We start from the raw sequence: 23,498 nt of genomic DNA on the forward strand, positions 1-23,498 counted from the left end.
GACATGTAACCTGCACAGGAAGACGTTTCCATTGTTGGGAAATGTCTGTCTAACGCAGGTTATATCTATTTACATAGTTGAATTTAACGCGCACGTCCATGGAAATGATGGTACAATAAATAGTTAGATGCGTTTGTTCAAAAGGAGGAATTACCTTGCTTAAAGATTTTTTTAGCAAGAAGAAACATGCTTCCAAGCCGAGTGAAGAGGCGAAGCAGGATATTCCTGAAGGACTCATGCTCAAATGCTCGGACTGTGGGAAGATCTACTACCGGGAAGAGATGAGAAAGCAATTGTATGTGTGTCCGAACTGCGGTCACCATCATCAATTGCCTTCTGACGAGCGAATTAACAACTTGTTCGACGAAGGTTCATTTATGGAATATGATACAGAACTTAAAACCGGCAATCCGCTTGGATTTCCAAGCTATATGCAGAAGCTTGAGAAAGACCAGCTGAAAACAGGATTAAAGGAAGCAGTTGTAACCGGTGAAGGTACGATCAACGGTTTCCGTACTGCATTTGCTGTCATGGACTCTCGCTTCCGAATGGCAAGCATGGGATCTGTTGTAGGGGAAAAGATTGCTCGTGCAATTGAAAAAGCGCGTGAAGCGAACATTCCGTTTATCATTTTCACTGCATCTGGCGGTGCCAGGATGCAAGAGGGTGCTTTGAGTCTTATGCAGATGGCCAAGACGTCTGCTGCTGTCCAGCGATTCCGTGATGCTGGCGGACTGATGATTTCTGTCATGACGAATCCTACATATGGAGGAGTTTCTGCAAGTTTTGCGTCGCTTGGGGACTATAACTTTGCTGAGCCTGGTGCTCTAATCGGCTTTGCAGGCAGACGTGTTGTAGAAGAAACAATCCGCGAGAAGCTTCCGGAGGACTTCCAGACTGCGGAATTCCTATTGGCGCATGGACAGCTGGATGATGTTATCAATCGCCATGATATGAAAAAATATCTGACCACGATCCTCGATATCCATCAAGCAGGAGGAAACGTATCATGAAACAAGTATTGGAATTCGAGAAGCCAGTCATCGCTCTGCGCGAGAAGATTGCAGAGCTGAAGACATTCACGAAGGAGAGCGACCTAGATTTAACGGAAGAAATCGTTAAGCTGGAGACGCGGCTTGAAAGGCTGGAAAATGATATATACACAAATCTGAAGCCTTGGGATCGTGTGCAAATGGCACGGCATGCAGAGCGTCCGACGACACTTGATTATGTTGAACAGCTTTTCACTGATTTCCTGGAGTTCCACGGCGATCGATATTATGGAGATGATGCTGCAATTGTTGCAGGTATCGCCAAGTACAAAGGTCGCCCCGTAACAATCGTTGGACATCAGCGCGGCAAAACGACAAAAGAGAATATCCGTCGTAATTTCGGCATGCCGCATCCGGAAGGTTTCCGGAAGGCAGCACGTCACATGCAGCAAGCTGCTAAATTCGGACGTCCAATCATTTGCTTTATCGATACAAAGGGTGCTTTCCCGGGTCGAGCAGCAGAAGAACGAGGACAAAGTGAAGCGATTGCTCGTAACTTAATGGAAATGTCTGGCTTCGAAGTGCCGATCATTTGTATCGTTATCGGAGAAGGAGGCAGCGGCGGCGCATTGGCGCTTGGTGTTGGAGATCGCCTGCTTATGCTGGAAAACTCAACGTTCTCTGTCATTTCACCGGAAGGAGCAGCTTCCATCCTGTGGAAAGACGGCGGCAAGGCGAAGGAAGCAGCTGAAAAACTTAAGATCACGGCACCCGACCTGAAAGAGCTAGGCGTCATTGATGACATCATTCCGGAAATTCGCGGAGGTGCTCATCGGGATCTGTCGGCTCAGGCAGAGCTTGTGGATCAAGCAATTGCTGAACATCTTTCTCAATTGGAAAAATTGGACAAGCAAGTATTGCTGGAACAAAGATGGGAAAAATACAGTAATATTGGTTCGTTTGCTGAATAAGCACCTGAACATTTGGATTCATCTTCCGCTTCTGTAAACGATTTACATAGGCTTTTTTGCGGAATTCTTTCTCTTACTTTTTTTAATAAGAAAATTATATGTTTTTATTTGATAATAAGTTGGATAAGGATTATCTTTGAGAGGGTATAAAAGTTCTATAATCGAAATTGCTTAGAGGTGAGCGCATGAAAAAGATAGGTGTTCTAACAAGCGGAGGGGATTCTCCGGGCATGAACGCGGCAATCCGTTCTGTCGTAAGAAAGGCTATTTATCATGATTTGGAAGTGTATGGTATATACAACGGCTATCAAGGCTTGATTGATGGAAATATCAAACAGCTGGATCTTGGGTCAGTCGGCGATATCATTCAGCGTGGCGGAACAGTACTCCACACAGCCCGCTGTGAAGAATTCAAGACCGATGAAGGACAGAATAAAGGAATTGAGCAGCTAAAGCGTATTGGCATCGAGGGACTTGTTGTCATTGGTGGTGACGGTTCATTCCGCGGAGCAGAGAAGCTGACGCAAAAAGGCTATCCATGCATCGGTGTACCGGGAACGATTGATAATGATATTCCAGGTACAGATTTTACAATTGGGTTTGATACAGCACTGAACACAGTTATCGAAGCTATTGATAAAGTTCGCGATACTGCTACTAGCCATGAGCGTACGTATGTAGTCGAAGTAATGGGCCGCCATGCAGGTGACATCGCCTTATGGGCAGGTCTTGCAGACGGTGCTGAAAGTATTCTGATTCCTGAACAGCCGACAGACTTCAATGACGTAATCGAGCGTCTGAAGCGCGGTCAGGAACGCGGAAAGAAACATAGTATCATCATCGTTGCAGAAGGAGTCGGCAGTGGGTTTGAGTTCGGCAAACGTATCGAGGAAGCAACGAATATGGATACACGAGTGACTATTTTGGGACATGTGCAAAGGGGCGGATCGCCTACAGCAAATGATCGTGTGCTAGCAAGCCGACTAGGCGCGCACGCAGTTGATCTATTGCTTGAAGGCAAATCCGGACGCATGGTAGGAATTCAAAATAACAAACTTGTGGATCACGACATTCTGGAAATTTTAGACCAGAGACACGAAATCGACCTGGACATGTATAAGCTATCCCAGGAATTATCGATCTAATAGTTCTTGCACTACTGAAGGAGGATTCTCATAATGAGAAAAACAAAAATCGTATGTACAATTGGACCAGCTTCTGAGTCCGTAGAAACACTAGTTCAGCTTATCGAGGAAGGCATGAATGTTGCACGCCTTAACTTCTCTCACGGTGATTTTGAGGAGCATGGCGCCCGCATCAAGAATATCCGCGAAGCATCAAAGCGCACAGGTAAAACGGTAGCTATCCTTTTGGATACAAAAGGTCCTGAGATTCGTACTGGCGTCCTGCAAGGCGGAGAAGCGAATATCGAAAAAGGTGACGAGATCTTTGTCAGCATGACTGAGCTGGAAGGTTCCAAAGAGAGATTCTCTGTAACATATCCTGGCTTAATCAATGATGTTCATGTCGGCTCGAAGTTTCTATTGGATGACGGCTTGATCGAGTTGGAAGTACTGGACATCGATAAGGCGAATAATGAAATCAAAACAAAAGCATTGAACTCCGGTTTGCTTAAAAACAAAAAAGGTGTCAATGTGCCAGGTGTCAGCGTAAACCTTCCGGGTATTACGGACAAGGATGCAAGCGACATCGAGTTCGGAATCGAACAAGGCATTGATTTCATCGCTGCTTCCTTCGTAAGACGCCCATCTGATGTATTGGAAATCCGTGAATTGCTTGAAAAGCATGAAGCTGGCCATGTCCAAATCATCCCGAAAATCGAAAACCAGGAAGGCTTCGACAACCTGGATTCTATTTTGCAGGTGAGTGACGGTCTAATGGTTGCACGTGGTGACCTAGGCGTTGAAATCCCGGCAGAAGATGTACCATTGGCACAAAAAGAAATGATCAAGCAATGTAATATCGCTGGTAAGCCAGTTATCACTGCAACGCAGATGCTTGACAGCATGCAGCGTAACCCGCGCCCGACACGTGCAGAAGCATCTGACGTTGCGAATGCGATTTTCGATGGTACAGACGCGATCATGCTTTCTGGTGAAACAGCTGCAGGTAACTACCCTGTCGAGGCTGTCCGCACGATGAACAATATTGCTCGCAAAGCAGAGACTGCACTTGATCATAAAGCAATTCTTGATGAGCGATCCAAAGCAAGTGATATGACAATTACAGATGCAATCAGCCAGTCAGTTGGTCATACTGCTATTAACTTGAGTGTCAGCGCAATCGTTACTGCTACTTCAAGTGGCTACACTGCTAAGATGATTTCCAAGTATCGTCCGAAAGCACCTATCGTAGCAGTTACATTTGATGAAGCAACAAACCGCAGACTAGCCCTTGTATGGGGTGTACAGGCGATTACTGGTGAACGCGTAGAATCTACAGATGATATGCTGGATCTTGCGGTAGATACAGGACTATCTACTGAATTGTTCAAGCGCGGGGACCGTATCATCATCGCTGCAGGTGTACCTGTAGGAGAAACTGGTACAACTAACTTGATGAAAGTACATGTTATCGGTGATATCCTTGCTAAAGGACAAGGCATCGGAAAAGGCAGTGTCTATGGTAAAGCAGTCGTTGCAAAGGATGCCGAAGAAGCACAGCGTCTTCTTCAGCCAGGAGATATCCTTGTAACGTACGGCACAGATAAAGACATGATGCCAGCAATCGAAAAAGCTGGCGGTCTTATTGTTGAAGAAGGCGGTTTGACATCCCACGCAGCGGTTGTCGGCTTAAGCCTTGGTATCCCAGTCGTAGTTGGTGTAGCGGAAGCAGCAACAAAAATCTCTAATGGCGCACTAGTAACAGTTGATGCAGCCAAAGGTGATATTTACGACGGTCATGCAAGTGTTCTTTAAGATATAAGAGACGAGGAGAGGGTATGAGACCCTCTCCTTTTTTCATTTTACAAGGCTGTGGTACACTTGAATTATCCTGATTTATTGGAGCGTTGTGTATGAAAAAAGCGTTACTTTTCCTTTTTATCTTGTTCCCGGCTATTGAAATAACATTCTTCATCTGGGCTGGAATGGAAATCGGTTTTCTTTGGCTTTTCCTTCTTATCGTGGCAACAGGTCTGCTTGGAGTTGCGTTGGCGCGCCGTGAAGGAATCCAGACATATAGGAGGGCAAAGGAGCAAATGCAGAGTGGGCAGCCGCCGACTGATGAACTACTTAACGGTACTTGCATTCTGATTGGGGGATTCCTTCTATTGCTTCCCGGATTTTTCAGTGATTTGATAGGTCTATTGTTTTTACTGCCGTTTACCCGTAAAAGACTTCGTTACTGGGTACAGGCGCTGCTTATGCGGCTTATAGCGAAAAATACGATTCGTGTCTACCGCCGTTAAATCTGTTTGCCAGATTTGATATATTGCCAGAGGACACGCAGAACACCTGTATGGTAAAGCGTATGCAGGACAACTAATAGTACCGGGCCGGCTAAAAGGCCGATAAAGCCTAACAGCTGGAATCCAGCAAAGACAGCAATCAGAGTAGCTAACGGATTGAGCCCGATCTGGACTGACAGTAGATTGGGTTCCATTAGCTGACGCTGCAGCACGATTACGAGATAAAGCACAGCCAGTCCAATCGTTAAAGAGAAATTCCCGGTGAGAAAGCTGTACAGAATCCAAGGAACGAAGACAATCCCTGTTCCGAGATAAGGTACGATATCAATAAGGGAAATGAAGAAAGCTGTAGCAATCGGATGCTCAATGCGCAGTACAGCAAAACCGATACACATAATCACGAAAGTCAAACTCAAGAGCAAAGCCTGTGCTTTTAGGAATCCAAAGCATGCTTTTTTTAGGCCCTTGCCTACTTGCTTGGCGGAAGAGAGTAGTAGAGAAGGTAGAAATCGATTTAGGAACGCAGAGATATTTTCCCAGTCCTTACAGATGAAAAAAGTGCCTAGCAAGGCAAAAATACAAACGCTTATATAAAGAGGTGCCTTGCCAAGCAACATAGGAACAGCTTCCAGTGCAGTTTGAATGCCTTCTCCAAGTGTTGCAGACAGATGCTGAATGACTGCTTGCAAATTCTCATCCAATGCTTCTTGCTGGTCAGGGTTCAATTCCTGTTGAAAAGACATCAATCGCTCATAATATGGCACAATATAAAGCTCCGCCAGTTTTTGTACATAACCTATAAAATCAGTGAAATGTACGGGTACAGTCTTAGCCAGATAAGCTGCGCCTTGGGCAATTTCATTTACTGCCAACGCAAGACCAGCAAGACAGAAACCTAAAAATATCAATAGTATCAGTGCAACAGCTGCGGTCCTGTTCAAGGCTGTTTTTTGCTCAATCAGACGGACAGCAGGATTCATCAGAATTGCTAGGATGACCGAGATGATAAATGGATATACATAAGGAGCGGCCAGCATAATGATTGCAATACTGCCCGCGATGGATCCAAGGACAATACATAATCGCAGCATTTGGTGAAGTGTTGTCATTTGCATAAGCTCACATCCTTTTATTAGTGAAGAAAGTTTGGAGGAAAAATTTTGTTAAACACATCATCATTATTTTTAGTAATCATTCTTATATTAGGAATCATCGGAAAGAACCAATCCATTACGATCGCTGCATACGTTTTACTTGGCATTAAAGTACTGCAGTTAGATGACAAGGTATTCCCATTTCTAGCTTCCAAAGGTTTAAGTATTGGAATCACCGTCCTTACGATTGCGGTACTTGTCCCAATTGCAAGCGGAGAAATTGGCTTCAAAGATTTATATGCAAGTGTGAAATCATATTATGCCTGGGTAGCATTAGCAGCAGGTATTCTTGTTGCGGTTTTAGGAAAATACGGTGTGAATCTGATGTCTTCAGATCCACAGGTGACAGTAGCCCTTGTAATAGGTACAATCCTTGCTGTTGTGCTGTTAAACGGTGTTGCGGTTGGACCGCTGATAGGAGCGGGGATTGCTTATATGGTGTTCCAGATTGTTGGGCTATTTACTAAATGATGAAAAATTGATATTATTCAAATAATAAAGAAAACAAAAAAATTAAAACGTTTTCATTTCACAAACAGTTATATTATGTTTATAATGAAAGTGCTTCACTCAAATATCTAGCAACTTGAATTTTTTATTACACATGTTATGGATTTAACTTTTACTAAAGGGGAGAGATTAACATGGCAGTAGTTAAGGGGCTTGAAGGTGTTGTAGCGGCAGAATCAAAGATCAGCTCAATTATTGACGATCAACTGACTTATGCAGGCTATAGCATTGATGATCTTGCTAGTAATTCCAGTTTCGAGGAAGTAATTTATTTGTTATGGCATGATGAGCTGCCGACTGAGGAGCAGCTTGCACAGCTAAAAGGGGAATTGGCTGCGCAGGCAAAGCTGCCAGAACCGGTCATCGAACACTTAAAATCTTTTGATTTGAAAGCGGTTCATCCGATGGCTGCACTTCGCACTGCTGTTTCACTGCTTGGGTTGTACGATGAGGATGCAGAAGTGAATACACCAGAAGCGAATGCTAAGAAGGCAATCCGTCTTCAGGCACAGATTGCAACGCTAGTTGCAACTTTTTCTCGTATCCGTTCCGGTCAGGAACCAGTGACACCACGGGAAGATTACAGCTATGCTGCGAATTTCCTGTATATGTTCAACGAGAAAGAACCAAGTGACATTGAGATTGAAGCGATGAATAAGGCACTTGTGCTTCACGCTGACCATGAATTGAATGCATCTACATTTACTGCACGTGTCTGTGTCGGTACATTGTCTGATATGTATTCAGGTCTTACAGCAGCAATTGGTGCATTAAAAGGCCCGCTTCATGGAGGCGCAAACGAAGCAGTTATGGAGATGTTGTTCGACATTGGTGAGATTGACAATGTAGAACCGTATCTTGAAAAGAAATTTGCAAACAAAGAGAAGATCATGGGTATGGGACACCGTGTCTATAAATCTGGTGATCCGCGTGCAAAATTCTTAAAAGAAATGTCTCGTGAACTGACAGAGATATCCGGGCAGACAAAATGGTATGAAATGAGCGTAAAAGTAGAAGACATCGTCAAGCGCGAGAAAAACCTTCCGGCAAACGTCGATTTCTATTCCGCTACATGCTATTACAGCTTAGGGATCGATCATGATCTTTATACACCGATCTTTACAGTGAGCCGTTTCTCAGGATGGATTGCACATATCCTGGAACAATACTCAGACAACCGTCTGATTCGTCCACGAGCAGAATATGTCGGGGAAACACATCGTACGTTTACAGCATTAGAAGAAAGAGTCTAATATTTTTACAACCACAAAGGAAAATATTTGCTAAACTGATAGAGTATCAGATTTTATTTAGGAGGAATCGAACATGGCTGAAGCAAACAAAATCACAGTAACAAACGGAGCGCTGCAAGTACCAGACCGTCCGGTCATCCCTTTCATCGAAGGAGATGGAACAGGTCCTGATATTTGGGCTGCCGCAAGCCGTGTACTCGAGGCTGCTGTAGATAAGGCTTACAAAGGCGAGAAGTCAATTGAATGGAAAGAAGTTTATGCAGGTCAGAAAGCATTCGATAAGACAGGCGAATGGCTCCCGGAAGAAACACTTGATGTTATCCGCGAATACAAGATTGCAATCAAAGGTCCATTGACAACGCCGGTTGGCGGCGGTATTCGTTCATTGAACGTAGCGCTAAGACAAGAGCTTGATTTGTTTACTTGCTTACGTCCGGTCCGCTACTTCAGAGGTGTTCCTTCACCAGTGAAGAAGCCAGAGGATACGGATATGGTGATTTTCCGTGAGAATACGGAAGATATCTATGCTGGTATCGAATGGCAGAAGGGCTCACCGGAAGTGAAAAAAGTCATCGATTTCCTTGAGAATGAAATGGGAGTACATAACATTCGCTTCCCGGAAACATCTGGTATCGGCATCAAGCCTGTATCGGAAGAAGGAACACAGCGATTGGTGCGCGCAGCAATTGACTACGCAATCCAAGAAAATAGAAAAAGCGTAACACTGGTTCATAAAGGCAACATCATGAAATTCACCGAAGGAGCCTTCAAAAACTGGGGTTACGAACTTGCTGAAGCTGAATATGGCGACAAAGTATTCACATGGCAGCAGTATGATAAGATTGCTGAAGATCAAGGCCGTGAAGCTGCTGACAAAGCACAGCAGGAAGCGGAAGCGGCTGGCAAGATTGTCATTAAAGATGCGATTGCAGATATCTTCCTTCAGCAGATCCTGACTCGTCCTGCAGAGTTTGACGTAGTGGCGACGATGAACTTGAATGGAGATTACATTTCCGATGCACTTGCTGCACAAGTCGGTGGTATCGGTATCGCACCAGGAGCGAATATCAACTATGAAACAGGTCATGCCATCTTTGAAGCTACTCATGGTACAGCGCCAAAGTATGCTGGCTTGGATAAAGTGAATCCATCTTCTGTAATCCTTTCCGGAGTGCTTCTTCTTGAGCACCTTGGCTGGAGAGAAGCAGCAGATTTAATCACAAAAGCTATGGACAAGACGATTGCTTCCAAAGTTGTCACATATGATTTTGCCCGCTTGATGGACGGTGCTACAGAAGTGAAGGCGTCCGAATTCGGTGATGAACTGATCAAAAATATGGACTAATGTGTCGAAGGAGGAAACATCATGGCAATCAAACGCAGAAAAGTATCCGTAATCGGTAGTGGTTTTACAGGGGCTACAACAGCATTCCTGATCGCGCAGAAAGAGCTTGCGGATGTCGTGCTAGTCGACATCCCAGACATGGAGAACCCAACCAAGGGTAAAGCCTTGGATATGCTGGAGGCATCTCCGGTTCAGGGGTTCGATGCACATGTGAAAGGTACGTCAGACTATGCTGACACGAAGGATTCCGATGTGGTTGTCATCACTGCAGGTATCGCTCGTAAGCCTGGAATGAGCCGCGATGATCTTGTGAATACAAACAGCAAGATCATGAAATCTGTTACTGAACAGGTTGTGAAGTATTCTCCGGATAGCATCATTGTTGTATTGACCAACCCGGTTGATGCAATGACATATACAGTGTATAAAACATCCGGATTCCCGCGTAACCGTGTAATCGGTCAGTCCGGTGTTCTTGATACAGCTCGTTTCCGTACATTCGTAGCGGAAGAGCTTAACCTATCCATCAAGGATATCACTGGCTTCGTTCTTGGTGGACATGGAGACGACATGGTCCCGCTTATCCGTTACTCCTATGCAGGCGGAATTCCGCTCGAGACATTGATTCCGGAAGATCGCCTCAATGCGATTGTGGAACGTACACGTAAAGGCGGCGGTGAAATCGTCAACCTTCTAGGAAACGGAAGTGCGTATTACGCACCGGCAGCATCCTTGCTCGTGATGGTAGAAGCTATCCTGAAGGATCAGCGCCGTGTTCTTCCAGCTATTGCTTATCTGGAAGGTGAATATGGCTACAACGATCTATTCTTAGGTGTACCGACAATAATCGGTGGCAGCGGCCTGGAGGATATCATCCAGCTTGAGCTTACAGATGACGAAAAATCGCAGCTTGATAAATCCGTCGATTCTGTACGTAAAGTCATGACTGTGCTTCAATAATATAACGAATAGACTGGGCAAATATTGCCTGACAAAGAAAATCCGAACTATGTTGCAAATTCTTTTATAAAGAATTTGGACAAGTTCGGATTTTTCTATCTATTTATTTTTGGTGTAAGGTTAAGTCATACAATTATAAAAAAAGTAAAAAAAGAACAAGAGAACGTTCCAGAGAAATACCAGAAATGGAGGCGAACCGAACACCAGTACTACATCATATTATGGAAATATTATATTAAATGTCTCCGAGTTACTTAGTATTTTATAAATGCTAAAAGTGGTTTTCGTGTTTTAACGAAGTGTTACGACTAACTAGCGAAGGAAATACATGGAGACTCCTACGCCCATGGAAAGCGGAGTGTATTTCCGTAGCGGTGATGCAAATTGATAGCTATTGGTCACTGTTTTCTTATATTTACAAACTCTTAACAGAGAAAGCGAATTAGTATGGTTCACTTTACAGTTGGAAAACGGTATGATGTTGCATAGAGGGGGCTAGTATCCATGGCACAAAAAGTACTTATTGTTGATGATGAAGAATCCATCGTAACATTGCTGCAATACAATATAGAAAGAGCTGGGTTCGAAACGGAAACAGCCTTCGATGGCTTGTCTGGACTGCAGAAGGCTTTGCAGAATACATATGATATGATCGTTCTTGATCTAATGCTTCCGGAACTGGATGGAACAGAAGTGTGCAAGCAGCTGCGACAGAAGCAGATTGATACGCCAATTCTCATGCTGACTGCTCGGGATGAGGAACTGGACAAGGTACTCGGTCTCGAGCTTGGTGCAGATGATTATCTGACGAAGCCTTTCAGCCCGAAAGAAGTTGTTGCGCGGATCAAAGCTATTTTGCGACGCACGAATAAAAGTGACAATTATATGGAAAGCGGCGAAATCAAGATTGCAGGCTTGTCCATTTTCCCTGATCAATATGAAGCATCTATTAATGGAGAATCCTTGAGCTTCACTCGCAAAGAATTTGAACTCTTACTGTATTTATCAAAAAACAAAGGACGCGTCATGTCACGAGATCAGCTGCTTAGCTCAGTCTGGAACTATGACTTCGTCGGAGATACGCGTATTGTGGATGTACACATCAGTCATTTACGTGAAAAAATCGAACCGGATTCTAAACATCCTGTCTATATTAAGACGATCCGCGGCTTGGGCTATAAAATGGAGGAGCCGCAATAATGCGTCGCAGTTCTTATGGGATTGCCGTCTATGGATCGCTCATCCTGCTGATCTTTGCGGCAATCGGTTTTATCCTCATGCAAATCACTTCCGAGTGGTTTATTCTTTGGAGTGCCCTGCTGATCGGTGCAGCACTGATCATTTCGGTCTTATACCGACTGCAGGAACGCTATATCAAGCCTGTTTCCATGACTGCCGAAGTGGCAGAGGAACTGGTGAAAGGGAACTATAAGGCAAGGAATTACGAAAACTTTTATGGAGATGCCGGCCGCCTGATCCGCGCAGTAAATCAGATTGCGCGAAATCTGCACGAACTAGAGCTCTTAGAGAAGATGCAGGAAGATCAGCTGGAAACGGTGATTGATAATATGGAAAGTGGCTTGATGCTTGTCGATGAACGGGGATATGTGCACCTGGTCAACAGGAAGTTCCTTTCCGTATTCGGAGGCAAGGACAAGGATTATATCGGTCATGTATATCATGATACGATTTCACAAACCAATATCCATCATGTTGTTTCCGAGGCCTTCCTTTACGAAGAGAAGGTACGTGATGCTTTCACATTGCAGCGGGAGAAAGAGAAGCGCTTTTTCGAAATTGTCGCTGCACCTATTTTCAATGACTCCTACGATTTGAAGGGTGCTGTTCTCGTTTTCTACGAGATTACAGATCTGAAGCGTGTGGAGGAGATGCGGAAGGATTTTGTGGCCAATGTGTCGCATGAACTGAAAACGCCGCTTACTTCCATACGTGGTTTTTCCGAAACATTGCTGGAAGAAGGGGCATTGGATGATAAGGAGCTCACGGAGCGCTTTATTACGATTATTAATAATGAAAGTCAGCGCCTTCAAGCATTGGTGAAGGATTTGCTAGAGCTTTCTCGTTTAGAGAAAGATGAACTTCAAGTGAGGATGGAGCGGCTTGATTTTCGCTATATGGTCGACGCGATTATGCCGATGATAGAGCAGCATGCAGCTAACAAGCAAATCGAGGTGGAGCTGGAGCTGCCTGACAGTGTCATCATGCGCGGAGATGAGGACAGGTTAAAGCAGCTTGTTATCAACTTGATGAATAATGCCGTCAACTATTCACCGCCAAGCGGGAAGGTGAAGTTGAAAGTAACACAATCGAATGATGCAGTGTTTGCCGAGATATCTGATACTGGTATGGGAATTCCGGAAGATTCACTCGATCGTATTTTCGAGCGTTTTTACCGTGTTGATAAGGCTCGCAGCCGTAATACCGGCGGAACGGGACTGGGTCTTGCTATTGTCAAGCACGTGGTGGAGGCGCATGGCGGAACGATCACGGTAAGCAGCGAAGTGAATAAAGGATCCACGTTTTCTATCCGATTGCCAAAGGCTCTTGGCTAAGATCGTCCAGCTGGACGATCTTTTTTGTTTCGGCAAGGAAACATGGTAAACTAATTAAAAGAGACAGGAACGATGATAAAGGAGTTTGATGTATGACGAAAAAATTGGTATTGATTGATGGGAACAGCATCGCGTATCGTGCTTTTTTTGCGCTTCCGCTGCTGAATAATGATAAAGGAATCCACACAAATGCTATCTATGGATTCACTACAATGCTATTCCGTATATTAGAAAATGAGAAACCGACACATTTGCTAGTCGCCTTTGATGCAGGGAAGACGACTTTCCGTCATGAAACGTATAAAGAATACAAAGGTGGCCGTCAGAAAACACCATCCGAATTATCGGAACAATTCCCGCTGCTGCGTGAATTACTGGATGCATTCTCAATTAGGCATTATCAGCTAAATCAATATGAAGCGGATGATATTATCGGCACATTGACGAAACAAGCAGAAGCGGATGATTTCGAGGTTAAAGTCATTTCCGGGGACAAGGATTTATTGCAGCTTGTTAGTGAGAAGACGACTATTCAGCTTACGAGAAAAGGTATCAGTGAGATTGATTCTTATACACCGGACTTTCTATTGGAAAACATGGAAGTTACACCTGATCAGATTATCGATATGAAAGCACTCATGGGCGATAGCTCCGATAATATACCAGGAGTTCCGGGTGTCGGCCAAAAGACTGCTGTCAAATTGCTAAAGCAGTTCCAAACGCTGGATCGTATTTACGAACAGCTGGATGACGTATCAGGAAAAAGCATCAAGCAGAAGCTGACCGATAATAAAGAATCGGCGTTCATGAGCCGGGAGTTGGCGACAATAGAAACAAAAGCGCCAATCGAAGTAAGACTTGAAGAAATTAATTATGATGGCTTTCAGCCTGCAGCTGTGAGTACGATATTCAAAGATCTTGGATTCCAGTCGCTGCTTGGCAGGCTTGGTGAAGAAGGTGCACCAGAAGAAGTATCTCAAGAGCTTACACCGCTGGATGTAACAATCGTGGATAACATCACAGATGATCTGTTCACCGGTGAAGATGCACTTGTTGTCGAGATGCTGACTGATAACTATCATACAGCTCAAATTGAAGGGTTTGGCCTCGCCAATGCAAACGGAGCATATTTCATACCCTCAGATGTCGCATACGAATCAGATGTGTTCAAAGCGTGGGCAGAAGATAGTACAAAAGCAAAATGGGTTTTTGATGTAAAACGATCTGTCGTAGCATTGCTGCATCACGGAATTACGATGGAGAATGCTGATTTTGATCTACTATTGGCGTCTTACTTGATCAATCCATCTGAGAATCATCATGACATCCCGGCAATTGGGCATCGATTAGGTAAAAACAATGTCTTATATGATGAAGAAGTATACGGAAAAGGCGCAAAAATGAAGGTGCCGGATTTGGAAGCCTTCAGTGACCATCTTGCCAGAAAAGCGATGGTCATCTACCAGCTTAAGCCAGAAGCAGAAGCCAAGCTTTCGGAAAACGAGCAGCTTGATTTATTCCGTAACCTGGAAATGCCGCTTGCCAGCATCCTTGGAGAAATGGAGTATCTAGGTGTCCAGGTTGATGTGGAACGTATCAAGGAAATGAAGGAAGAGCTTGGCGGAAGATTATCGGAAATCGAGCAGAAGGTGTACGAACTTGCGGGCGAAGAATTCAATCTTAACTCACCAAAACAGCTTGGACCGATCCTTTTCGAAAAGCTGGGTTTACCGGTCATCAAGAAAACAAAAACAGGCTATTCCACATCAGCAGATATATTGGAACAGCTTGCTGATCAGCATGAGATCATTCAGCAGCTTCTTTTATACCGTCAATTAGGGAAACTGCAGTCCACTTATATAGAAGGACTTTTGAAAGTGGTGGATAAGGACACGAATAAAATCCATACACGATTCAATCAGGCATTAACACAAACCGGTCGATTGAGCTCTACTGAGCCGAATTTGCAGAACATCCCGATCCGACTTGAAGAAGGTCGTAAAATCAGACAAGCCTTTGTACCGTCAAAAGAGAATTCCGTTATCTTTGCTGCTGACTATTCTCAAATTGAGCTTCGAGTTTTAGCGCATATCGCTAAGGATGAAAAATTGATTGAGGCATTCAATGAAGATATGGATATTCACAGCCGGACAGCAATGGACGTTTTTCATGTTGAAGAGAAGGATATTACCAGCAACATGCGCCGCCAAGCGAAGGCAGTTAACTTTGGTATCGTTTATGGAATTAGTGATTATGGATTATCTCAAAGTCTCGGTATCACACGTAAGGAAGCACAGCAGTTCATCGATCGTTATCTCAAGAGTTTCCCTGGTGTAAAAACATACATGGAAGATATCGTCCAGGATGCTAAGCAAAAAGGCTTTGTAACAACGCTCATGAATCGCAGACGCTATCTTCCGGATCTGACCAGCAGGAACTATAATGTGCGAAGCTTTGCTGAACGGACAGCGATGAATACACCAATCCAAGGCAGTGCAGCCGACATCATCAAAAAAGCGATGATTGATTTGGCAGAACGTCTTGAAACAGAACAGATGGAAGCGAAGCTTTTGCTTTCGGTGCACGATGAACTGATTCTGGAAGCACCAGAATCTGAACTCGAGAAATTGAAAGAAATAGTACCCGATGTTATGGAACACGCTGTTGAGCTGGATGTACCGCTGAAAGTGGAATATGCATACGGCAAGACATGGTACGATGCGAAATAAGTAAGGAAAGAAGGACAAGGAATGCCGGAATTACCTGAGGTAGAAACAGCAAGAAGGACATTGGAACAGCTTGTCGTCGGCAAGACGATTGAAGATGTCACTGTCCGCTGGCATAAAATTATTAAATTCGATGAAGGTGTGGAAGCCTTCATCAATCGGCTGAAAGGACAAACATTCCGTTCGATTGGCCGAAAAGGAAAGTTTCTTTTATTTTACTTGGATGGAGATGTACTTGTGTCTCATTTGCGTATGGAAGGAAAGTTCTCCGTCAAGCCGGAAACAGAACCATCGGACAAGCATACCCATGTCATCTTCAAGCTGACAAATGGTGAACAGCTCCGTTATAACGATGTCCGCAAGTTCGGTACGATGCACCTGTTCACTGAAGGCCAGGAAAATGATACACCGCCGCTTACCTTAGTTGGGCCAGAGCCTTTTGATGAAGCTTTTACTTTGGATTATTTCAAAGACAAGGTACAGCGAAGCAGCAGGATGATCAAAAATATCCTGCTGGATCAGACTGTGGTTGCAGGTTTGGGCAATATCTATGTTGATGAGACATTGTTTAAAGCCGGGGTACATCCGGAGCGTCGAGGCAGTTCGATGGAAGACATGGAATTGGTTCGTATTCAGCAAGCAGCGGCTGAGACATTGCTGGAAGCAGTCGAAAAGGGCGGCAGCACTATCCGTAGTTATGTGAACAGCCAAGGGAAGATCGGCACGTTCCAGCAGCAGCTGCTCGTATACGGTCAGAACGGAACACCATGTCCGAATTGCGGCAGGGAAATCATCAAAATCAAAGTAGGCGGAAGAGGCACACATATCTGTACTTCCTGTCAGAAGTAAAGGAGGACTCAATGGTGGGTATTGTAATTGGACTGACCGGCGGCATTGCATCCGGAAAAAGTACAGTGAGCGACTTGTTCAAAGAATATAATATCCCGGTTGTTGATGCGGATATCGTCGCCCGCGAGGTAGTCGAGCCGGGTGAGCCTGCTTTGGATAGCATTGTTGATTCATTCGGCAGTGAGATATTGCTTCCTGACGGGTCGCTTGACAGGCAGAAGCTAGGCGGAATTATCTTTCGAAATCAAGAGAAACGCGAGATTTTGAATGGTATCGTCCATCCCGTTGTCAGGGAAAGGATGATAGCTAATCGCGATCGTCTTAAAACTGGTCATCCAGCAGTTGTTCTTGATATACCACTATTATTTGAAGGCAACCAATTGCATCTAGTTGATAAGGTTGTTGTTGTAAATGTGGACCCGCGAATCCAGCTGGAAAGACTGATGCAACGAAATGATCTTACTGAGCAGGCAGCATTGGACCGAATCAACAGCCAAATGCCATTGGCAGACAAAGCAGCCCGAGCGGATGCAATCATTGATAACAATGGCAGCAGGGATGAAACGAGAGCGCAGCTGAAAAAGCTTTTGCTAACTTGGAACATAAGAGAAGGAGCCTAACAAAAAGGGCTCCTTTTTTATTCGCATTTTCCCTTTAATATGTTATACTAATATCAATAAATCAATATATAGTGTGACACATTAGAGGAGGCATAATAATGACAACACGTATCGCGATTAATGGATTTGGCAGAATTGGACGATTGGTTTGCAGACGAGCAATGGAAATGCCTGATTTGGAAATTGTGGCAGTGAATGCTTCTTATCCGGCAGAGACGCTGGCTCATCTTCTCCGCTATGATAGCGTGCATGGTAACTTGGATGCTGATATTTCCGCAGAAGCTGGCTCAATTGTTTACGCTGGGAAAAAGATCCGTGTCATAGGAGAAAGAAATCCAGCGCAGCTTCCATGGAAGGATCTAGAAGTTGATGTCGTCATCGAAGCTACCGGGAAGTTCTGTTCTCAGGAAACTGCATCCCTGCACTTGGATGCAGGCGCTAAAAAGGTTGTCATTACAGCTCCTGGAAAAAATGTGGACGCAACGATTGTAATGGGTGTAAATGATCGGATATATGAAAGTGATGTGCATCATATCGTTTCCAACGCTTCCTGTACGACAAACTGCCTGGCTCCTGTCGTTAAAATACTGGATGAACGGTTTGCGATTAAAAACGGACTGATGACAACTGTTCATAGCTTCACGAATGACCAGAAAAATATCGATAATCCGCATAAAGACCTACGCAGAGCCAGAGGATGTACACAATCTATCATTCCGACGACAACAGGGGCGGCCAAAGCACTTGCGGAAGTCTTGCCGCATCTGAAGGGAAAGCTACACGGCATGGCATTACGTGTTCCGACTCCAAATGTATCGCTTGTTGATCTCGTAGTCGATGTGGAAGAATCCGTCACAGCTGAGCAAGTTAATGATGCGTTCCGAACAGCGGCAGAAACGGATATGCGTGGCATTGTATCTTATAGTGAAGAGCCATTGGTCAGCATTGATTATACGACTACTGCGCAATCGGCTACAATTGATGGGTTATCCACTATCGTTATGGAAGGTAAAAAGATAAAGGTTATTGCTTGGTACGATAATGAATGGGGGTACTCCTGCCGAGTCGTCGATTTGGCCCAGCTTGTCGGCAGCAGTCTTCTGAAAGTGGATAAAGCAGAAGTCGTCTAAGTGGAAAACCCCCTCTTTGTACTAATTTTGAACGTATGCTTGCCAAACAGGTACAAACACTATATACTACTTTTTGCATGCATTCTTTGCAGCATACAAGCATGATGTCAAAACTGTTTTCCTAAAGAATTTATGCAGCAAGTGACTGCTTAAAGGGTTAGGACCTCTTAGGACTAACTTTCCCCCGTGGCAATTCACGCATCTATTTTTTAGGTAAATATTCAAAGGGGGAAGTACATTGGATACAATGGGAAGACATGTTATAGCGGAACTATGGGATTGTAACACAGAAAAACTGAACGACATGCAGCTGATCGAGCAGATCTTCGTTGACGCGGCATTGAAATCAGGAGCTGAAGTACGGGAGGTTGCCTTCCACAAATTTGCGCCGCATGGCGTGAGCGGAGTGGTTATCATCTCTGAATCACATCTGACAATTCACAGTTTTCCGGAACATGGCTACGCCAGCATTGATGTATACACTTGCGGTAACATCATTGACCCGAACGTAGCAACCGATTATATCATTGACGCGCTTGAAGCTAAAACCTGTGAAAAAGCAGAGCTTCCGCGGGGCATGGGTCCTGTGGCAGTACAGCCGAAATCACATTAATACCTGGATAACCAACCCTGTACCTTTTAGGAACAGGGTTTTTTTATGTTGTATCTCAATTCGGGAAAATGGCAAGCCTACATAAGGGATAGATAGCTTATGGTCGCATTTTAGTTTTACTTCAGATATAATATCAGGTACTAATAGTTACTGCTAGAAAGAAGGTATGATTTTGAATAGACGTGTCGTAGTTACTGGATATGGTGCTGTTACGCCGCTTGGTTCGGATGTAGAGACATTCTGGAATAATATTAAAGCTGGAGAATCCGGCATCAAACAGCTGGATCCGGAGAAATTTGCCGGAATAGCTTCGCAAATCGGCGGAATTGCCAGCGGATTTGATCCGGAGAAGTATTTGGACAAAAAAGAAATTGAACGCTATGACTTGTATAGTCAATTTGCTTATGGTGCTTCTTTGCAGGCAATGGAGCAAGCCAATCTTTCAGTGGATACCGTAAATCCGGAACGTGTCGGAATTTATATCGGTTCCGGTATTGGCGGCGTAAATACAATATTGGACAATCATGCCACTATGCTCGAGAAAGGTCCTCGGCGCGTTTCACCATTTATGGTACCGATGATGATTAGCAACATGGCAGCAGGAATAGTTTCAATTAAGACGGGCTTTAGCGGTCCTAGCTTCGCACCTGTATCTGCTTGTGCAACTGGTAACCATGCGATTGGGGAAGCATTCCTGAATATTAAGCACGGGCTTGCAGATGCAATTCTTGCTGGTGGAGCGGAAGCATCGATTACGCCTTTCGCTTATGCTGGTTTTACAAAAATGCGCGCGATGAGTACGCAAAATGATACACCTCAAACTGCAAGCTCGCCATTCGATGCTAATCGAGATGGGTTTGTCATGTCAGAAGGTGCAGGTATTCTTGTGCTGGAAGAGCTGGAACATGCGCAAAAACGAGGCGCAAACATCCTTGGTGAAATTGTGGGATACGGGTCGACAACAGATGCGCACCACATTACATCGCCTAATTATCTTGGTCCTGCACGCGCAATGAAGCTGGCAATGCAAATGGCTGATTTAGACCTTGGGGACGTGGATTACATAAATGCGCACGCTACAAGCACCCCTGAAGGAGATAAAACGGAAACAAAAGCAATTAAGGAAGTATTTGGAGGCAAAGCTAGTGACTTGCTAATCAGTTCAACGAAATCAATGACTGGTCATTTGTTTGGTGCTGCGGGAGCTGTAGAAGCAATTATCACACTGAAAGCCTTGCAAGATGGCATTGTACCTCCAACGATCAATTATCGTGATGCTGATCCTGAATGCGATCTGTCTTATGTACCGAACGAAGCAGTGGAAAAGGATTTAACAGTTGCTTTGTCGAATGGTTTCGGTTTCGGCGGACACAATGCAGTGCTCGCACTGCAAAAATGGAAAGGGTAGCCCTTGGCTGCCTTTTTTTGTTGGGTCTAAGAACGCTTCGATTTTTAGCTTGAATCATGGTAGAATAGGAAAAAGACGATGCAAAAGTGTCGCAAATGCGCGAAGCCTGTCGAGGTTCGCGAAAGTAATGGGGTGGATCGGCATGAGATGTCCAAACTGCCAATATAAAAGCACAAAAGTATTAGACTCCCGTCCCATCGAGGAAGGGCGTTCCATCCGGCGACGCAGGGAATGTGAAGACTGCGCTTTTCGCTTTACAACGTTCGAACGTATTGAAGCAACACCTTTGATTGTTGTTAAAAAAGAAGGAACGCGGGAAGAATTCAGTAAAGAGAAGCTTTTGCGCGGGTTGATCAAGGCGTGTGAGAAACGTCCGGTCGCGCTTGAGCAGATTGAACATATTGTAGCGGAAGTGGAGAAGGAACTGCGTAACAGCGGAACATCCGAAGTACAAAGCAATGATATCGGTGAGATGGTCATGGAACGTCTGTCGAAGGTGGATGAAGTGGCTTATGTACGTTTCGCATCTGTTTACCGGCAATTTAAGGATATCAGTGTCTTCTTAGAGGAATTGAAGGACTTGATTAAAACCGATAAGAAAGAGTAATAGTTTGCAAGAAGGAAAGGACAGATAGTATGAACAGTCAGCATATCGGGAAACTTCTGCCAGCTGATGGTTACCAGCTCCGAATGAGAGCAGTGCTTCCGGAAGCATATTCGACAGCGCTGACGCATCTATATCAGCCGCTGGTCGGTATACGAGCAGTGACTTTATATCAAACGCTGGTCAATGATTATTTCCTGCATCATGGTACATGTGAACCGCAGACACATCATATGCTTATGACGCTACTGGACATTCCGATGGATCAATTGTATCAAGCGAGGCTGCAGCTGGAAGCGATAGGACTCATCCGGACATATCAAAATCTTGGGGAACAGAATGTGTACACATACGATTTGTATGCACCTTTTTCACCAGATGCATTCTTCCAAGATGATATGCTTTCCCAGCTGCTTTATCACCAATTAGGCGAAAGCAGATTCAAGCAGATGAAAGATCTCTTGATCAAAGAGGAGGATTTGCCTGAAACGATGGAGGAAGTTACAGCATCGTTTGAAGCTGTCTTTTCAACGGGTAATTTGACAAAGCACGCTGTTCAGCCGAGAAAGACAGCAGCTAGGCCGGTTGCAGATGTAAAGAGAGGACCTTCCATTGAAGCTGAGGTGGTCGATTTTGACTGGCTGCGTCAATCATTGAAACAGCGGATGCTCGATCCGGAAGTGATTCTTACACCTCGAAACCAAAAGTTGCTTGAGTCGATGACAGTTTTGTACAGCTTGACGTCAGCGGAAATTGATAAAGCACTGCTTTGGGCTGTCTCCGATGAACATGAGCTGAATCCGGCAGAATTCAAATCTGCTTGCCATGACCTATTTCTAGCACGTCCAAAAACTGCCGATACGAAGGTTACGGAGCTTGTCCAAAAGGAATCCAAACAGGAGACAGACAAACAAGCTACTACTAAGCAAGAGCAACTCATCCAGATTCTGGAGACAATATCGCCGAAACAGCTATTAGAGGATATTTCCGGAAACGGGACAGCAGCAGCTTCCGACTTGAAGGTCATCCGTGACGTTATGTCGGAGCAAGGCATGGCACCTGGTATTATGAATGTGCTAGTCTATTATGTTCTTCTCAAATCCGATATGAAGCTGTCGAAAGCATATATGGAGAAGATTGCAGCACATTGGGCTCGTAAAAAGATAAGTACAGTAAGAGAAGCTATGGAGCTTGCTAAAAGCAGCAACCAGCCGTGGAATGCAGCAACCAGCACGAATCAGTCCGCAGCAAGAAGAAAAACCTCAGGCCGTGCGGAGGTTGTCCCGGAATGGTTCGATCAAAAAGGCAAAGTGGAAGCTCCAAGTACTGCAGCTGTGCCTGATGCAGATGTAGCCGAATTGCTAAAACAGTTCAATGAAAATAAGCGGCACGTGTGACTGATAGAAGGAAGGGGGTGCACGTATGGAACCGATTCAAGCATCCTTGCGGAAATGGATGCAGGAAAATAATAACTTTAAAGAGAACTTTGAACGCATGCAGCAGCAAGTGAGGCAGGATCCAGAAGTCAAAGCGGTCTTGGAAGCAAATCCGCAGCTGACGGAACAGGATATCCAGCGAAATATGATGCGTCTATTCGAATATACAACACAATCAAAGCAATGCCACGACTGCCCATCACTTGGAGAATGCCGGAATATCCTTAATGGCTATACTCCAACTATTGAGGTAGAAGGTAATGTCATTCGTCTTGCATATGATAAATGCCATACCCGACTTCAGCAGGAAGAACGGCAGAAGCAGGAATCACGAATCAACAGCCTGTACATGCCGAAGGATATACTGGAGGCGTCTACAGAAATGCTTGATCATGGCGATTCAGAACGCCAGCAAGCGATTTTGAAGACATTGCAGTTCCTGCAGCAGACAGGAGATACCATCCCAGAAAAAGGGCTATATTTCTATGGACCGTTCGGCGTTGGTAAAACGTATTTCCTCGGTGCCATTGCTAACTATTTGGCCGAGAGAAACATTTCCAGCATGCTTATCTATATGCCGGAATTTGTAAGAGAAATGAAAGCTTCTATGAAAGATGACTCGGTCAATGAAAAAGTGGAGCTGTTCAAGAAGACACCAGTACTCATGCTCGACGATATGGGCGCCGAATCCCAATCGGCATGGTTCAGAGATGAGATACTCGGTTCCATCCTTCATTATCGTATGATGGAAAGGCTGCCGGTCTTCTTTACATCCAACTATTCAATTGCCCAGCTGGAGCAGCAGATTGCCACGACCAATCGCGGTGATGTGGAACGAGTGAAAGCAGGCAGGATCATGGAGCGCATTAAGCGTGTCGCCAATGAGGTGCCGTTGTTCGGGAAAAATAGAAGAAACGATTAAGA

The 23,498-nt window shown here is 44.7% G+C and carries 21 protein-coding genes; 20 read left to right on the top strand and 1 reads right to left on the bottom strand.

Annotated features, from left to right (window positions below; all coding sequences use genetic code 11):
* The first annotated feature begins 155 nt into the window (after nucleotides 1–155).
* From accD to AE2B122_RS00370, 5 genes are all read left to right on the top strand, one after another.
* A complete protein-coding gene (gene accD, locus AE2B122_RS00350) occupies nucleotides 156–1,013 on the top strand; it encodes an acetyl-CoA carboxylase, carboxyltransferase subunit beta (protein ID WP_175072790.1) in 858 nt (285 codons plus the stop codon).
* Nucleotides 1,010–1,963, top strand: a complete 954-nt coding sequence (gene accA / locus AE2B122_RS00355; protein WP_095220152.1) for an acetyl-CoA carboxylase carboxyl transferase subunit alpha — start codon at nucleotides 1,010–1,012, stop codon at nucleotides 1,961–1,963. Before accD ends, accA begins: the two co-directional genes overlap by 4 nt.
* Nucleotides 1,964–2,148: 185 nt before the next feature.
* Nucleotides 2,149–3,108, top strand: coding sequence for a 6-phosphofructokinase (gene pfkA, locus AE2B122_RS00360; RefSeq protein WP_175072791.1), 960 nt, complete (start codon nucleotides 2,149–2,151; stop codon nucleotides 3,106–3,108).
* Nucleotides 3,109–3,141: 33 nt separating this feature from the next.
* Nucleotides 3,142–4,902, top strand: a complete 1,761-nt coding sequence (gene pyk / locus AE2B122_RS00365) for a pyruvate kinase (protein WP_095272609.1) — start codon at nucleotides 3,142–3,144, stop codon at nucleotides 4,900–4,902.
* Between the two features lie 98 nt (nucleotides 4,903–5,000).
* Nucleotides 5,001–5,393: an FxsA family protein gene (locus tag AE2B122_RS00370; RefSeq protein ID WP_175072792.1), complete on the top strand. Its 393-nt coding sequence runs from the start codon at nucleotides 5,001–5,003 to the stop codon at nucleotides 5,391–5,393.
* Here AE2B122_RS00370 and ytvI read toward each other — a convergent pair.
* Nucleotides 5,390–6,508 carry a sporulation integral membrane protein YtvI gene (ytvI, locus tag AE2B122_RS00375; RefSeq protein ID WP_175072793.1) on the bottom strand — a complete coding sequence of 373 codons (1,119 nt, stop codon included), beginning with the start codon at nucleotides 6,506–6,508 and terminating at the stop codon, nucleotides 5,390–5,392. The two genes, AE2B122_RS00370 and ytvI, sit on opposite strands and share 4 nt — an antisense overlap.
* A gap of 45 nt (nucleotides 6,509–6,553) precedes the next feature.
* On the opposite strand from ytvI, the gene AE2B122_RS00380 reads away from it, so the two are divergent.
* From AE2B122_RS00380 to dnaI, 15 genes are all read left to right on the top strand, one after another.
* Nucleotides 6,554–7,018 carry a DUF441 domain-containing protein gene (locus AE2B122_RS00380; protein ID WP_095220157.1) on the top strand — a complete coding sequence of 155 codons (465 nt, stop codon included), beginning with the start codon at nucleotides 6,554–6,556 and terminating at the stop codon, nucleotides 7,016–7,018.
* A gap of 173 nt (nucleotides 7,019–7,191) precedes the next feature.
* Nucleotides 7,192–8,310, top strand: a complete 1,119-nt coding sequence (gene citZ, locus AE2B122_RS00385; RefSeq protein ID WP_095220158.1) for a citrate synthase — start codon at nucleotides 7,192–7,194, stop codon at nucleotides 8,308–8,310.
* A gap of 73 nt (nucleotides 8,311–8,383) precedes the next feature.
* Nucleotides 8,384–9,655 carry an NADP-dependent isocitrate dehydrogenase gene (gene icd, locus AE2B122_RS00390; protein WP_095220159.1) on the top strand — a complete coding sequence of 424 codons (1,272 nt, stop codon included), beginning with the start codon at nucleotides 8,384–8,386 and terminating at the stop codon, nucleotides 9,653–9,655.
* Between the two features lie 21 nt (nucleotides 9,656–9,676).
* Nucleotides 9,677–10,615, top strand: a complete 939-nt coding sequence (gene mdh / locus AE2B122_RS00395; protein ID WP_175072794.1) for a malate dehydrogenase — start codon at nucleotides 9,677–9,679, stop codon at nucleotides 10,613–10,615.
* A 504-nt stretch (nucleotides 10,616–11,119) separates the two neighbouring features.
* The gene (locus AE2B122_RS00400; protein WP_038562167.1) at nucleotides 11,120–11,815 is read left to right on the top strand and encodes a response regulator transcription factor; all 696 of its coding nucleotides are present in this window, start codon (nucleotides 11,120–11,122) and stop codon (nucleotides 11,813–11,815) included.
* Nucleotides 11,815–13,188 (top strand): two-component system histidine kinase PnpS, encoded by a 1,374-nt coding sequence (gene pnpS / locus AE2B122_RS00405; protein ID WP_095272596.1) that lies wholly within the window; start codon nucleotides 11,815–11,817, stop codon nucleotides 13,186–13,188. The genes AE2B122_RS00400 and pnpS overlap by 1 nt, the downstream gene beginning before the upstream one ends.
* Nucleotides 13,189–13,280: 92 nt before the next feature.
* Nucleotides 13,281–15,917, top strand: coding sequence for a DNA polymerase I (polA, locus tag AE2B122_RS00410; RefSeq protein WP_175072795.1), 2,637 nt, complete (start codon nucleotides 13,281–13,283; stop codon nucleotides 15,915–15,917).
* A gap of 21 nt (nucleotides 15,918–15,938) precedes the next feature.
* Nucleotides 15,939–16,763, top strand: a complete 825-nt coding sequence (mutM, locus tag AE2B122_RS00415; RefSeq protein ID WP_095220163.1) for a DNA-formamidopyrimidine glycosylase — start codon at nucleotides 15,939–15,941, stop codon at nucleotides 16,761–16,763.
* 11 nt (nucleotides 16,764–16,774) lie between these two features.
* On the top strand, nucleotides 16,775–17,383 hold the full coding sequence (gene coaE, locus AE2B122_RS00420) for a dephospho-CoA kinase (protein ID WP_371809480.1): 609 nt from the start codon (nucleotides 16,775–16,777) through the stop codon (nucleotides 17,381–17,383).
* Nucleotides 17,384–17,481: 98 nt separating this feature from the next.
* On the top strand, nucleotides 17,482–18,513 hold the full coding sequence (locus AE2B122_RS00425) for a glyceraldehyde-3-phosphate dehydrogenase (RefSeq protein WP_095220164.1): 1,032 nt from the start codon (nucleotides 17,482–17,484) through the stop codon (nucleotides 18,511–18,513).
* A 238-nt stretch (nucleotides 18,514–18,751) separates the two neighbouring features.
* Nucleotides 18,752–19,126, top strand: coding sequence for an adenosylmethionine decarboxylase (speD, locus tag AE2B122_RS00430; RefSeq protein WP_038562156.1), 375 nt, complete (start codon nucleotides 18,752–18,754; stop codon nucleotides 19,124–19,126).
* Nucleotides 19,127–19,298: 172 nt separating this feature from the next.
* Nucleotides 19,299–20,534, top strand: coding sequence for a beta-ketoacyl-ACP synthase II (gene fabF, locus AE2B122_RS00435; RefSeq protein WP_175072796.1), 1,236 nt, complete (start codon nucleotides 19,299–19,301; stop codon nucleotides 20,532–20,534).
* A gap of 142 nt (nucleotides 20,535–20,676) precedes the next feature.
* Nucleotides 20,677–21,141, top strand: coding sequence for a transcriptional regulator NrdR (gene nrdR, locus AE2B122_RS00440; protein WP_095220166.1), 465 nt, complete (start codon nucleotides 20,677–20,679; stop codon nucleotides 21,139–21,141).
* A gap of 29 nt (nucleotides 21,142–21,170) precedes the next feature.
* Complete coding sequence (locus AE2B122_RS00445) at nucleotides 21,171–22,535, top strand: replication initiation and membrane attachment family protein (RefSeq protein ID WP_175072797.1); 1,365 nt, start codon at nucleotides 21,171–21,173, stop codon at nucleotides 22,533–22,535.
* 25 nt (nucleotides 22,536–22,560) lie between these two features.
* The gene (gene dnaI / locus AE2B122_RS00450; RefSeq protein ID WP_095272587.1) at nucleotides 22,561–23,496 is read left to right on the top strand and encodes a primosomal protein DnaI; all 936 of its coding nucleotides are present in this window, start codon (nucleotides 22,561–22,563) and stop codon (nucleotides 23,494–23,496) included.
* The last annotated feature ends 2 nt before the right edge of the window (nucleotides 23,497–23,498 follow it).

Source organism: Terribacillus sp. AE2B 122, from assembly GCF_902497585.1.
Taxonomy (GTDB): Bacteria; Bacillota; Bacilli; order Bacillales; family Amphibacillaceae; genus Terribacillus; species Terribacillus saccharophilus_A.

Coding starts and splice junctions, on each gene's coding strand:
- accA (WP_095220152.1), top strand. CDS start 1,010: ATGAAACAAGTATTGGAATTCGAGAAGCCAGTCATCGCTCTGCGCGAG.
- pfkA (WP_175072791.1), top strand. CDS start 2,149: ATGAAAAAGATAGGTGTTCTAACAAGCGGAGGGGATTCTCCGGGCATG.
- pyk (WP_095272609.1), top strand. CDS start 3,142: ATGAGAAAAACAAAAATCGTATGTACAATTGGACCAGCTTCTGAGTCC.
- AE2B122_RS00370 (WP_175072792.1), top strand. CDS start 5,001: ATGAAAAAAGCGTTACTTTTCCTTTTTATCTTGTTCCCGGCTATTGAA.
- ytvI (WP_175072793.1), bottom strand. CDS start 6,508: ATGCAAATGACAACACTTCACCAAATGCTGCGATTATGTATTGTCCTT.
- citZ (WP_095220158.1), top strand. CDS start 7,192: ATGGCAGTAGTTAAGGGGCTTGAAGGTGTTGTAGCGGCAGAATCAAAG.
- icd (WP_095220159.1), top strand. CDS start 8,384: ATGGCTGAAGCAAACAAAATCACAGTAACAAACGGAGCGCTGCAAGTA.
- mdh (WP_175072794.1), top strand. CDS start 9,677: ATGGCAATCAAACGCAGAAAAGTATCCGTAATCGGTAGTGGTTTTACA.
- AE2B122_RS00400 (WP_038562167.1), top strand. CDS start 11,120: ATGGCACAAAAAGTACTTATTGTTGATGATGAAGAATCCATCGTAACA.
- pnpS (WP_095272596.1), top strand. CDS start 11,815: ATGCGTCGCAGTTCTTATGGGATTGCCGTCTATGGATCGCTCATCCTG.
- polA (WP_175072795.1), top strand. CDS start 13,281: ATGACGAAAAAATTGGTATTGATTGATGGGAACAGCATCGCGTATCGT.
- mutM (WP_095220163.1), top strand. CDS start 15,939: ATGCCGGAATTACCTGAGGTAGAAACAGCAAGAAGGACATTGGAACAG.
- coaE (WP_371809480.1), top strand. CDS start 16,775: ATGGTGGGTATTGTAATTGGACTGACCGGCGGCATTGCATCCGGAAAA.
- AE2B122_RS00425 (WP_095220164.1), top strand. CDS start 17,482: ATGACAACACGTATCGCGATTAATGGATTTGGCAGAATTGGACGATTG.
- nrdR (WP_095220166.1), top strand. CDS start 20,677: ATGAGATGTCCAAACTGCCAATATAAAAGCACAAAAGTATTAGACTCC.
- AE2B122_RS00445 (WP_175072797.1), top strand. CDS start 21,171: ATGAACAGTCAGCATATCGGGAAACTTCTGCCAGCTGATGGTTACCAG.
- dnaI (WP_095272587.1), top strand. CDS start 22,561: ATGGAACCGATTCAAGCATCCTTGCGGAAATGGATGCAGGAAAATAAT.